This window comes from uncultured Aliivibrio sp., from assembly GCF_946479765.1.
Taxonomy (GTDB): Bacteria; Pseudomonadota; Gammaproteobacteria; order Enterobacterales; family Vibrionaceae; genus Aliivibrio.
Genome location: NZ_CAMLHO010000062.1, coordinates 1 through 13,099, shown reverse-complemented (window position 1 = coordinate 13,099; position 13,099 = coordinate 1). Strand labels below are relative to the sequence as shown.

General features: G+C 39.9%; 11 protein-coding genes. 5 read left to right on the top strand and 6 right to left on the bottom strand.

Annotation, left to right across the window (positions count from 1 at the left end; genetic code table 11):
* Window positions 1-39 precede the first annotated feature (39 nt).
* Complete coding sequence (locus tag Q1K78_RS15595; protein WP_300180906.1) at window positions 40-1,164, bottom strand: DNA cytosine methyltransferase; 1,125 nt, start codon at window positions 1,162-1,164, stop codon at window positions 40-42.
* A 242-nt stretch (window positions 1,165-1,406) separates the two neighbouring features.
* Between Q1K78_RS15595 and Q1K78_RS15590 the strand changes: the two genes are divergently transcribed.
* Window positions 1,407-2,438, top strand: a complete 1,032-nt coding sequence (locus Q1K78_RS15590) for a tyrosine-type recombinase/integrase (RefSeq protein ID WP_300180903.1) — start codon at window positions 1,407-1,409, stop codon at window positions 2,436-2,438.
* 160 nt (window positions 2,439-2,598) lie between these two features.
* Here the strand turns inward: Q1K78_RS15590 and Q1K78_RS15585 are convergent, their stop codons facing one another.
* Window positions 2,599-3,642 carry a GMP reductase gene (locus Q1K78_RS15585; RefSeq protein WP_300180900.1) on the bottom strand — a complete coding sequence of 348 codons (1,044 nt, stop codon included), beginning with the start codon at window positions 3,640-3,642 and terminating at the stop codon, window positions 2,599-2,601.
* A 461-nt stretch (window positions 3,643-4,103) separates the two neighbouring features.
* Between Q1K78_RS15585 and Q1K78_RS15580 the strand changes: the two genes are divergently transcribed.
* Entirely contained in the window at window positions 4,104-5,408 is a 1,305-nt protein-coding gene (locus Q1K78_RS15580; RefSeq protein ID WP_300180898.1) for an inosine/guanosine kinase, read from the top strand.
* Between the two features lie 81 nt (window positions 5,409-5,489).
* On the opposite strand, the gene Q1K78_RS15575 is transcribed toward Q1K78_RS15580, so the two are convergent.
* On the bottom strand, window positions 5,490-5,768 hold the full coding sequence (locus tag Q1K78_RS15575) for a peptidylprolyl isomerase (protein ID WP_300180895.1): 279 nt from the start codon (window positions 5,766-5,768) through the stop codon (window positions 5,490-5,492).
* Between the two features lie 143 nt (window positions 5,769-5,911).
* On the opposite strand from Q1K78_RS15575, the gene Q1K78_RS15570 reads away from it, so the two are divergent.
* Window positions 5,912-6,811, top strand: a complete 900-nt coding sequence (locus Q1K78_RS15570) for a chemotaxis protein (RefSeq protein WP_300180892.1) — start codon at window positions 5,912-5,914, stop codon at window positions 6,809-6,811.
* 131 nt (window positions 6,812-6,942) lie between these two features.
* On the opposite strand, the gene Q1K78_RS15565 is transcribed toward Q1K78_RS15570, so the two are convergent.
* The 3 genes from Q1K78_RS15565 to Q1K78_RS15555 form a co-directional block, all read right to left on the bottom strand.
* On the bottom strand, window positions 6,943-7,626 hold the full coding sequence (locus Q1K78_RS15565; protein WP_300180889.1) for a MaoC family dehydratase: 684 nt from the start codon (window positions 7,624-7,626) through the stop codon (window positions 6,943-6,945).
* Window positions 7,627-7,928: 302 nt separating this feature from the next.
* On the bottom strand, window positions 7,929-9,047 hold the full coding sequence (gene gcvT, locus Q1K78_RS15560; RefSeq protein WP_300180886.1) for a glycine cleavage system aminomethyltransferase GcvT: 1,119 nt from the start codon (window positions 9,045-9,047) through the stop codon (window positions 7,929-7,931).
* 77 nt (window positions 9,048-9,124) lie between these two features.
* The gene (locus Q1K78_RS15555) at window positions 9,125-9,733 is read right to left on the bottom strand and encodes an XRE family transcriptional regulator (protein WP_300180909.1); all 609 of its coding nucleotides are present in this window, start codon (window positions 9,731-9,733) and stop codon (window positions 9,125-9,127) included.
* A gap of 298 nt (window positions 9,734-10,031) precedes the next feature.
* Between Q1K78_RS15555 and gcvH the strand changes: the two genes are divergently transcribed.
* Both gcvH and gcvP read left to right on the top strand, forming a co-directional pair.
* Window positions 10,032-10,412 carry a glycine cleavage system protein GcvH gene (gcvH, locus tag Q1K78_RS15550; RefSeq protein WP_300180883.1) on the top strand — a complete coding sequence of 127 codons (381 nt, stop codon included), beginning with the start codon at window positions 10,032-10,034 and terminating at the stop codon, window positions 10,410-10,412.
* Window positions 10,413-10,435: 23 nt separating this feature from the next.
* Window positions 10,436-13,099 (top strand): aminomethyl-transferring glycine dehydrogenase (gene gcvP / locus Q1K78_RS15545; RefSeq protein WP_300180880.1); only part of this gene is annotated, 2,664 nt, incomplete at its 3' end.

The window sequence follows — 13,099 nt, the reverse complement described above, 5'->3', positions numbered from 1 at the left end:
ATTGAACCGCATAAAAAAGGAGCTCTATGAGCTCCTTTTTTATAGTGATTTAAGATAACAATTAATAGTTTTAGCTAAGCCTTCAGCGGCAAGATATGGAACACCATTACCTATTGTTTTAAACATATCAGAAAGAGTCATCATTGGTGAAAATGCAAAATCTTTAGGCAAAGATTGAACAGCTAATGCTTCCGCGGCACTTAACCTACGGGTTTTATATGGGTGTAAGTGAACTTCATTATTACCATAGGCAGCTGTTGGTGAGTATCTCCAACGATGAAGTCTTTTAAATGACTTCTTACTGTCATCACCCTCTAAAATTGTTTGAAACTTTGGTAATGCTTGACGTGGTATAAAATGATGCTTTGCATTTGGGTGGTTATAAACATCATTTTTTACAAACCAGTGTTCTACTGTTAACTCACTAAAGCTTTCTAAATCTGGGGGGCATGTCTTGATTGAATCTTCAATGTAGTCTTCTTGAGTTGGCCACATGCTCTTATTTAATACAATAGCCCTATCAAAACTTATATTCCCTTCCCAATCGAATCGAGTTTCTAATTCAGAAGATGTAATGTCACCGGCACGAGATTTATGAATACCAAAAAGCAAAATACGATCACGATCTTGAGGAACTCCATATTCAAGGCAGTTCGTCAGGCGGTCAGTAAGAATATAACCTTCTTTTTCCAAACGTTCTTTCATCGCATCATAAAAAGCTCGATGTTTTACCGTTCTCCAAAGACCTTTAACGTTTTCAAATAAAAAGAAATCAGGTTTATTTTCAATGATAGCGTCAATGTAAACACGACTAAGCTTACCATTCTCCCCTTCTGAGCCTTTATTCTTACCAGCAACAGAGAAATCAGGACAAGGTGGTCCACCGATGAAACCAACTAATGAATCTGCTTTTGCATTTTCAACTAATTGACCTAATTCTTTAGCTCGTTCACCTGTAACAAAATCTTCAATACTACCTAAAAAATGTCCGTACTTAGGTTCAGCTAACTTCATTACTTTTCTTGAATACTTATAAGCTTCCAAAAATGGTTTATGGTATTCATTAACAAAACGCACATCGAACCCCGACTTTTCAAAGCCAAGATCGAGGAAACCACTCCCAGAAAAAAATGAAAATATAATTGGTTCTTTTTGAACAGACACTAGTTCGCCTTTCAGTAATAGTTAAATATTTGGTAATTTTTACCAAGCCGAAGATAGTACATGAAACTAACCTCTTCTAACACTTGATTATACCTCATACATAAAATTTAGAGGCTGTTTGCTCTATATTACAACAAACATTGACTCCAAACGTTTAGCTTTGTTTAAGTTCGTCACAACCAAACATTGTGTTCGATTATACATTGTGACACTGTATATAAAAACAGTATTAAGGTATTTTCATGGCTATCCGCAACTTAAAAGACAATTCAAAGAAACCTTGGCTCGCCGACTTCTACACGAACGGCCGCGAAGGTATACGCATTCGTAAACGTTTTTCCTCTAAAGGTGAAGCCACTACCTTTGAGCACTACACTCTAAAAAAAGTAGAAGAAAAACCGTGGAAAGGTGACAAACTCGAAAACCGTCGATTATCAATCCTTATTGAGATTTGGTTTTCTATGTATGGCGTAAGTCTGTCTAATGGCCAAATTATCTATCAAAAGTTTGAGCACATGGTTAAAGCTATGGGTAATCCTGTTGCCTCAACTTTTACCGCTAAGGTTTACGCAGAGTTTCGCTGTAAACGTATGGCTGGTGAAATTACCTTTGTAGATAGTAAATGGCAGAAAGGAGCACCCAGTATTGCGACATTAAATTCTGAGTTAGCTCGTTTTAAAGCAGTATTTGAAAAGCTTAAAGAACTGGGCGAATGGAAAGGCCCAAACCCATTAGAAAGCATTAAGCCATTTCGTGATCATGAAAGACCAATGAGCTTTTTAGCAAAAGAAGAGATCGCCCTACTCCTTGCAAAAGTCTCGGACCATAAACGCCAAGATATGCTGAAGATAGTAAAGGTGTGTTTATCTACTGGTGCGCGTTGGAATGAAGCCGCACAATTAACTGGTAATCAACTTTCTAAGTTCAATATCACTTATACCAATACAAAGAATAAGAAAATTCGCTCTGTACCTATCAATGAAGAGCTATATAACGAAATCTATAAGCCAACATCAGGTCAGTTGTTTGAAGAGTGCTACACCCCTTTTTGCTACATTTTAAAGCATAAAATAGGTATTAATTTACCTACTGGACAAGCCTCTCACGTTTTACGCCACTCTTTCGCTAGTCACTTTATGATGAACGGCGGTAATATTTTGGTTCTCCGTGACATTCTTGGTCATGCTGATATCCAAATGACCATGCGTTATGCTCACTTTGCACCAGATCATTTAAGTGATGCCATTACAAAGAACCCTTTAAGCTACTTTTAAGTAATACACTAAATATGCATAATTACTCACATTTGAATAATGTGGAAAATAAAAACTTGGATCTGCGTAGTCATTTTGTAGTCATTAGCCATTTTTAGGCCAAAAAAAAGGCCGCTAAATGCGACCTTTCATTATTCATTATTTACGAAATATCGAGTGGTTACTCTTTACCGTAAACGTTGTTCTCTTGCTCTTGTACACGGATGAAAGTTGTGCGCTTAGTTAGCTCACGAAGCTTTGCTGCGCCTACGTATGTACAAGTTGAACGTACACCGCCAAGGATGTCAGAAATCGTTGTATGAACTGAACCACGGTATGGCAATAACACAGTTTTACCTTCAGCAGCACGGTACTTAGCAACACCACCTGAGTGTTTGTCCATCGCACTTTGTGAAGACATTCCGTAGAATTTCATGAACTGCTTACCGTCTTGCTCAATCACTTCGCCGCCTGACTCTTCGTGACCTGCTAGCATACCGCCTAGCATTACGAAATCAGCACCGCCGCCGAACGCTTTAGATACGTCACCAGCACATGAACAACCACCGTCACCGATGATACGACCACCAAGGCCGTGCGCGGCATCAGCACATTCAATGATGGCAGAAAGTTGAGGATAACCAACACCTGTTTTAACACGAGTAGTACATACAGAGCCCGGGCCAATGCCCACTTTAACGATATCGGCACCAGCAAGGATAAGCTCTTCAACCATATCACCAGTAACAACGTTACCAGCAGAAATTACTTTATCTGGGAATTGTGCACGTACTTTCTCAACATATTGAACTAAATGCTCTGAATAACCATTTGCGATATCAACACAAATGAAGATCAAGTCATCCGTTAATGCCATGATATCTTTTGTTTTTTGGAAATCAGCTTCAGAAGTACCCGTAGAAACCATTGAGTTATTAAGAACAGAAGCGTCGCTCTCTTTTACAAAGCCAGCCCAATCTTCAACTGTGTAATGCTTATGAATCGCAGTCATCACACCGTGCTCAGAAAGTGCCTTCGCCATAGCGAAACTACCTACAGAATCCATGTTAGCTGCAATTACAGGTGTACCAGACCATTGACGACCGCTATGCTTAAATGTAAACTCGCGGGTTAATTCGACTTGAGAGCGACTTTTCAGTGTTGAGCGTTTAGGACGAAACAGTACATCTTTGAAGCCTAACTTTAATTCTTGTTCGATACGCATGATAAATTCCTCGTATAATCGATACTGGCTCTACTATCTCTTGTTGCCTTTGGCAGAAGGCAGTTAACAAACCAAGATGGCAGGCACAAAAAAACCGGTGCGCTGGCAGGCGCTCCGGTTTTCAGTATTATAGGGCCGGAAACTTATTTCGCAAGTCTGATAATTCACTTTTTTTTGTGATACTATTCATAAATCTGCAAACAAATGACAACTTTCAGAACAATATAATCACAAAAACACTCACTAAAGAATATTACCCTTAAAAAAGAAAGATCTTAATATTTTATATCGAACGATAGTCTGTTCTATTCTTCATCAATCCGTCAAAAGTAAACGTTTGCTATTTCCCTTCACAAATGCAAAGTGATCTAGATCTCTATTTTTTACAGGATTCATGAATGTTAATGAAAAAACTTGTGATATAATCTCGGAAAATTCACTTATTAACTGATCTTTAATTCATGAAGTTTCCTGGCCAACGTAAGTCTAAACATTATTTTCCTGTTCACACTCGCGATCCATTAGTGAATCAAATCAAACAAACGCCTAAACTTGAACGCACCCATCTTATCGGTGTTGGTCAAACTATTGTCGATATTGAGGCAAAAATAGACGATGAATTTTTACAACGTCATCAGTTAAGCAAAGGTCATTCATTGGTTCTTGAAGAATCAAAAGCAGAAGCTTTATATAAAGAGCTGTTTGAAAGAAACTTGATCAGTCATGAGTATCCTGGTGATACTATTGGTAACACCCTCCATAATTACTCCGTACTTGCAGACAGCAAATCTATTCTGCTGGGTGTAATGAGTGAAAACATTAAAATCGGTTCTTACGCTTATCGTTACTTATGTAACACAACAAGCCGTATGGATTTAGATTACCTACAACCAGTTCAAGGCCCTATTGGTCGTTGTTACACCTTGATCACTGAAGATGGTGAGCGTACGTTCGCAATCAATGAAGGTGACATGAACCAACTCTGCCCTGACCACGTTCCTGAACATATTTTTGATAAAGCTTCAGCATTAGTGATTTCTTCTTACCTTGTTCGTGGTAAAGAAGGGGACCCTATGATGGATGCGGTTCAAAAAGCGATTAATTGTGCAAAAGCTCATAATGTCCCTGTTGTACTAACGTTAGGCACAAAATACGTTATTGAAGGCAAAGCAGAATGGTGGCAAACCTTCTTAAAAGAGAATGTGACTGTTGTTGCAATGAACGAAGAAGAAGCAGAAGCCTTAACCGGTGAAAAAGATCCCCTACTAGCAGCAGATAAAGCGTTAGAATGGGTAGATTTAGTACTTTGTACTGCTGGTCCCGTTGGTTTATACATGGCTGGCTTCACAGAAGAAAGTATTAAACGCGAAACTGATAAACCACTTCTTCCGGGTAACATTCCTGAATTCAACCGTTTTGAATACAGTCGTCCAATGATGAAAGCACTGTGTACTAAGCCAATTAAAGTATCTTCTCACATTGCCCCTTACATGGGTGGCCCAATGGAGATAAAGAACACGAATGGTGCTGGTGATGCTGCTTTATCTGCCCTACTGCATGATATGGCTGCAAACTTCTATCATAAAGAGAATGTACCAAACTCAAGTAAGCACGATGCAGAGTATTTAACTTACTCTTCTTTCGCTCAAATTTGTAAGTACTCAAACCGTGCAAGCTATGAAGTATTAACGCAACACTCTCCACGTTTATCTAAATCAATGCCAGAACGTGAAGATTGTTTAGAAGAAGCGTACTGGGAACGTTAATTTCTTCAAGTTTACGTTGAACAGATAATAGAAAATCCGACAATATAGGTCGGATTTTTTATGTTTCGAAAAGGCGATTGCTTATGTACGGTAAAGTACCTTAATCACATGCCAGCCGAATTTAGTTTTCACTAGGTGTGGGACAAGCGTTTCACCACTAAAGCACACTTTATCAAACTGAGGTACCATTTGGCCTTTTTTAAATTCGCCCAAATCTCCACCTTTTTTACCAGAAGGACAGCTAGAGTATTTTTTCGCTAATACATGAAATTTAGCGCCTTTATTAAGCTGTTGAATAATGTCTTCTGCTTGTTCTTTATGTTTAACAAGGATGTGTAGCGCAGCTGCAGTGCTAGCCATGAATGCCTCAAAATGATTCTAGATAAATTAAACCTAATTATATCGTTTATTCTCCATCAATTGATAGCCTATCCTTTAAAAAGCGTCTCAAAAAAACTACAATTGTATTTATAAAAATAATTACCACCAAAAGGCTATTACTTATGAAAAGCAAAGCAAACCAATCTCAAGGAATGCTGCTATTTAAGCTAACACTGACACAGCGTTTTGCTATTGGTACGTTGAAAGTTCGTGAGATCGTGCCTTTTCAAGCGCTAACCTCTATCCCCTATTCTCATCACCATGTATTAGGGACAGCAACCATTCGTAATATGGCCATTCCGATTATTGATATGTCAGCGGCTGTTGGCTTTCGGCCTCTTCATAAAGAGGAACTAAAAGATTGCTATATTATAATTACCGATTGCATGCGCACTGTTGTAGGGTTTGCAGTAAGAGCGATAGATAAAATTATTGAGTGTGACTGGAAGACTATTGAACCTTCACCAAAGACAGCAGGAACAAATGTTTTTGTCACAGGGATCACTCGCTTTGAAGACAAGATTGTTCAACTGCTTGATGTCGAACTCCTATTATCAAAAATCTATCCTGAAGATACTTCTAACTTGTACCCAATTTTATCTGATGTAGAAAGAGAGAAATTAAAACCTTTAAATATTTTATTGGTAGATGACTCTTTTGTTGCTCGTAAACAACTATCAACGGCATTAGATAGCATTAATATCCCTTATCAAGTTGCAATAAATGGATTAGATGCTTATGAGATGCTAAAGAAAGCTTCTGATGACAGTAGTCCTTTTAACATTGTAGTGAGTGATATTGAAATGCCCGGTTTGGACGGCTATGAACTAGCATTTGAAATTCAAAATAATAAAAAATTAAAAGATGCCTATGTGATCCTGCATACTTCTCTGTCTAGCGAGATCTGTGTAGAGCAAGCTCATCAAGTTGGTGCCCATGAAGCGTTAACTAAGTTTGAGGCAACTGAGCTGGTACAAGCTATGCTCCGTGGTGCGGATCATAATGACCGACAAATCGCGTAGTATTTGTATCTGTATCTGTATCTAAATACAAACCCAATAATAAGATACAAAAAAACCGCGTTATCCTATAAATAGGTTAACGCGGTTTTTATATTCTAACTATTAGAAAGTTGTTTCTAAACGAAAAAGTCCTAAAAGTATAAACGGATTACTGAAACAGCAACACAACCTGGACGACGACATTTTTCAATTTCAACTTTAACTTCTGTTTCAATTTCTAAGCCACGCTTAATCACTGTAACCGACATTAGCGTACTTCTTGCTCGAATTCGCTTACCTGCTTTAACAGGATATGGGAAACGTACTTTATTTAACCCATAATTTACTGTCATTTTTGCAGTAGGGAAAAGTAAATTGCCACTTCCCACGTTATCCGTTAATTTTGACAACATAGAAAGCGTTAAAAAACCATGCGCAATTGGAGTTTTAAATGGAGATTCCGCTGATGCTCTTTCTGGATCAGTGTGGATCCACTGCATATCTTCGGTAACAGCACCAAAACTATTAATGCGTTCTTGATCCATCATCGACCAATCGCCAATATGGATTTCTTCGCCCAAACGAGCGTTTAACTCTTCAAATACAGCTTGAGTATCTAGATTCATTTCTATTGGCTCAGGTTGAACTACTTCTTGCTGCGGTCCATTTGCAGCACGTTTGTGTTCTTTAACCCATGAAATAATGTGAATATTATTGGCTTTCTGTAAAAACTCAATCCAGTAATCCTTAATGGTTGGTGACATCCAATCTTTTAATTCAAACGGATGTTTAGCCAGATATTCACGCTTATGCTTCAGAAAATCGACAACCTTCATAGAGAAACCTTATTTGATATCTAATCGTAAAAACAATGCTTAAGTGCCAGAGTTACAATTGTGTTATATATCACGTTTTTATGCAAATTATTTCCGAGCTTACAGCCGTTCGCCGAATCAACATAAACTTTTTATATTCAAATAGATAACGGTAAATGCACAGTGTTCAATTAATTTCAAAAATTTAGACATTTATCCTATTTCATCTTCAAAAAGCATAATGATACTTTTTTCTAATTGAAAAAAAAGAGTATAGATATATGCTCTTTTTTGTTAAATTATCTTTAAATCGGCTCTAATTTCTAACCGCGATAATAACGCTGAGGTACAAACGGCATTTTTTCAACTGTCATTGCTAACTTTTTGCCTCGAACTTCAGCGAACACTTCAGTGCCAATAACAGCTAAATCTGTTCTTAAATAGCCCATTGATACTGGTTTACCTGCTGTCGGGCCTGCAGTACCAGAGGTTATAACACCAATTTCAGTATCATCCGCATCAAACAATTTGCAGCCTTCGCGCACTGGAGCCTTCGTTTGTCCAACTAGACCGACACGCTTACGGTTCACATCTTTAGTTTCAATTTGCTTAAGAATAATATCCGCACCTGGGAAACCGCCAGCACGCTCACCATCAGCTCGACGATTTTTACTAATACCCCATAGTAAACTTGCTTCTACCGGTGTCGTTGTTGTATCTAAATCGTGACCGTATAAACACAATCCACACTCAAGACGTAGTGAATCACGAGCACCAAGACCAATCCATTCCACTTCTTCAAATGACGTTAATGTATCTGCTAGTTCTGCTGCTTTATCATTGGATACAGAAATTTCATAACCATCTTCGCCAGTATAACCAGAGCGGCTAACATAACATTCGATGTCATTAATATCGATCGTGATTGAATCCATGAACAACATGTTTGCCACAGCAGGTTGAAGCCTTGATAACACATCCGCCGCTTTTGGTCCTTGAAGCGCTAATAATGCGCGGTCTTCAATCACTTCAAGTTCAACGCCTTTTGGTAAGTGTGCTTGTAAATGCGCAATATCTTGTTCTTTACATGCCGCATTCACCACCACAAACAGATGATCACCAAAATTAGCCACCATCAAATCATCCATAATGCCGCCTTCTTCGTTAGTGAAGAACGCATAACGTTGTTTCTGAGAAGGAAGGTCAATAATATCAACAGGTACTAGAGCCTCTAGAGCAGCAGCTGCCCCATCACCTTTTAATCGCAGTTGTCCCATGTGCGATACATCAAACAACCCCGCCGAATCACGCGTATGAAGGTGTTCTTTTTTCACACCAAGTGGGTACTGGACAGGCATATCATAACCAGCAAATGGCACCATTTTTGCGCCAGCAGCTACGTGCATATCAAAAAGTGCAGTTTTATTTAGTTGTTCTGACATTCTTCTTTCTCCATGTGCCATCACTGGCTGATTTAGTCGTTATTTTTCTAATTAAGTAAGCGTTTATTGATTACGTATTATTTGGCCGTAACCCAGAGAATTTGAGCGTCTTCTTCACTGATTGAAATAAGTACGTGTCCCATACTTGCTTCGTAATAAACACTGTCCCCTACCGCTAAATTAACAGGTTCATAGAATTCGCTGTAAAAACAAACTTCACCTTCTAGAACCAATAAAAATTCTTCTCCGTCATGACGCACCCATTCTGCGTACGCATTAAAATCTCGAGCACGTATACGGCTTTTAAATGGCATCATTCTTTTGTTAGATAATTGCGTCGCTAACAGTTCATGCTCGTAAGTCGCTGTAGGATGAGGTTTCCCCTGTTCTACACGAGTAATATCTCTTCTGCCCGCCGCCCCTTTCTGTTTCGGTGGCTCAAATATTTGTGGAATATCAATATCCAACCCGCTTGCTAGTTTCTGAAGCGCCTGAAATGTGGGTGATATTTGTTCATTTTCTATTTTTGATAGCGTTGAACGAGCCAACCCCGTCCGCTTGCTCGCTTCTTCAAGTGTCAATCCAAGCTGAATGCGAATGTCTTTTAATCTTTTACCAAGATCAAGCGGAGCAATCGGTTGCTCTTCGTTGTTTTTCTCTATTTTGACGACTTTCCCCTCTGCCATAATATTTCCAGACTGACGCAATCGAACCTCCTTGCTCATTAAGCATCCAAATAGCTCTATTAATATTCACTTTACAGAGAAAAATTGCGAGAGAAAAGGCAACAAGGATGCTCAAATAGTGCGCTAGGTAGCAAAACGGGAAACAAAGTTTCTTATTGGAAACTTCTGTGTTGAATGTTGCATTTCACACTTGTATGTTTAGGAATAATTATCGTTGTTAATAGATATAACACGACTCGCTTAACGCTACTTTGCAAGAACTAATTTGCTTAAAGACAATTCATACTGGAGAAGAATCATGGAAAAAGATCTTAAATTTACAGCAAGCCACGAATGGGTACGTGAAAATGGCGACGGTACAGTAACTGTTGGCATCTCAGCTCATGCTCAAGGTTTACTTGGTGATGTTGTATTTGTGGACTTACCTGACGTTGATGATGAAGTAACAGCAGAAGAGAGTTTCTCTTTAGTTGAATCAGTAAAAGCGGCTTCAGATATTTACTCACCAGTCTCTGGTGTGATTGTAGAAATCAACGAAGAATTAGAAGACAGCCCTGAGCTGGTAAATGAAGAACCTTATGAAGGCGGCTGGATTGCTAAAATCAAACTGTCTGATGAAGGCCAACTAGAAAGCTTAATCCCTGGCGATCAATATCTTGAAAGCATCGAAGAAGAATAAAAACAACAAGAAGGATTAAGATAATGAGTCAGCTTCTTCAACAATTAGGCACGGATAACGAGTTTATTCGTCGCCACAATGGTCCCGCTTCTTCACAGCATCAACATATGCTCATTACGGTTGGCGCTGAAACACTAGAAAAATTAATCGAAGAAACCGTACCAAGCTCAATTCGTTTGCCTCAGCCAATGCAATTACCTCACGGCCTTTCTGAAAATGCCATGCTTGCTGAGTTAAAACAAATCGCTCAACAAAACACATTGAACACAAGCTATATCGGCCAAGGTTATTACAATACGCACACACCTAATGTGATTTTACGTAATGTATTCGAAAACCCAGGTTGGTACACCGCTTACACGCCATATCAACCTGAGATTTCTCAAGGTCGTTTAGAAGCATTACTTAATTATCAACAAATGGTAATGGATTTAACAGGCCTTGATATTGCTAACGCGTCTCTTCTTGATGAAGCGACCGCAGCAGCAGAAGCCATGACACTGTGTAAACGTGGTGGTAAAAACAAGAGTTCGACTTTCTTTGTGGCAGATGATGTTCATCCACAAACCTTAGCGGTAATCAAAACTCGAGCGAAATTCATCGGTTTTGACGTTGTTGTTGATACTGACTCAAATTTAGATTCACATGATGTGTTTGGTGCCCTACTTCAATACCCGGGAACCACGGGTGAAGTTAAAGATCTAACAACATTGATTGAACAAGCGCACGCTAAGAAAACCTTAGTGGTTGTAGCTACCGACCTGCTTGCTTCAGTACTTCTTAAACCTGTTGGTGAAATGGGTGCGGATATAGCAATTGGTAGCGCACAACGCTTTGGTGTTCCAATGGGATACGGCGGTCCACACGCTGCATTCATGGCAACACGTGAAAAACTAAAACGTTCTATGCCGGGTCGTGTGATTGGGGTGTCTATTGATTCAAAAGGCAACCAAGCGCTTCGCATGGCAATGCAAACGCGTGAGCAGCATATTCGTCGTGAAAAAGCGACATCAAATATTTGTACGGCTCAAGCTCTGCTTGCAAATATGGCCTCTTTCTACGCGGTGTATCACGGTCCTGAAGGCCTAAAAACCATCGCTCGTCGTGTGCATCATTTCACGGCTATCGTAGCAAAATCTCTGCAATCAGCAGGGTTTGAATTAGCGCATCAACACTTCTTTGATACGTTAACGGTTAAGACAGAACAACAAACTGACATTCTTTACACCAAGGCCCTAGCCGCAAGCATCAACCTACGTAAATTTGATACTGAATTAGGCATTAGCTTTGATGAAACCACCACGGTTTCTGATTTAGTGGCGTTACTGGCTGTATTTGGTGTTGATAACGCAGAGTGTGACAGCTTATCAAATGATATTGGTCAAGATGAGTTCTCGGCTATTCCTGAAGCGTGTCGTCGTACTTCATCGTTCTTAACTCATCCAGTGTTCAATACGCATCACAGCGAAACACAAATGCTGCGTTATTTGAAAAAACTGGAAAACAAAGATTTCTCATTAACTCACGGCATGATCCCGCTTGGATCTTGTACCATGAAGTTAAACGCCGTGGCTGAAATGCTTCCCGTCACGTGGCCTGAATTTGGTGGCATTCACCCATTCGCACCACTTAACCAAGCGGCAGGTTACACTACGTTAGCGACATCACTAAAATCGATGCTGTGTGAAATTACAGGCTACGATGACTTTTCTCTGCAACCGAACTCAGGCGCATCTGGTGAATACGCAGGGTTAATTGCGATTCAGCGTTACCATGAAAGCCGCAACGAAGGTCACCGTAATGCGTGCTTGATCCCAAGCTCTGCACACGGTACTAACCCTGCGACCGCATCAATGGTGTCAATGAAAGTGGTGGTTGTTAAATGTGATGACAACGGCAACATCGACATGATCGATTTGGCTGAAAAAATCGCTAAACATCAAGAAAACCTATCAAGCATCATGATCACTTACCCTTCTACACACGGTGTGTATGAAGAGCAAGTGCGCGAAGTGTGTGACATGGTTCATGACGCTGGCGGCCAAGTGTACCTTGATGGTGCCAACATGAATGCACAGGTTGGTTTAACCAGTCCGGGCTTTATTGGCTCTGATGTTTCTCACCTAAACTTGCATAAAACCTTCTGTATTCCGCATGGCGGCGGTGGTCCGGGTATGGGCCCTATCGGTGTTAAATCTCACCTAGCCCCCTTCCTTCCGGGTCACTCTGAAAATGGGGTTCAAGGTTCAGATTATGCGGTTTCTGCAGCTGATCTAGGCAGTGCCTCTATTCTTCCTATTTCATGGGCATACATTGCAATGATGGGTGAAATGGGTCTGACTGAAGCGACTAAAGTGGCTATTTTGAATGCGAACTACGTAATGGAGCGCTTACGCCCTCACTACCCTGTTTTATACCGTGGTACGAATGGTCGAATTGCTCACGAATGTATTATTGATATCCGTCCGCTTAAAGAAGCAACAGGGATCAGTGAAGAAGACATTGCGAAACGTTTGATGGACTTTGGTTTCCATGCACCAACCATGTCGTTCCCAGTAGCTGGTACGTTAATGATTGAGCCCACAGAATCCGAAGACTTAGCCGAATTGGATCGCTTCTGTGAAGCAATGATCGCAATCCGTGAAGAAATGAATAAAGTTCAGCAAGGCGAATGGCCATTAGACAAT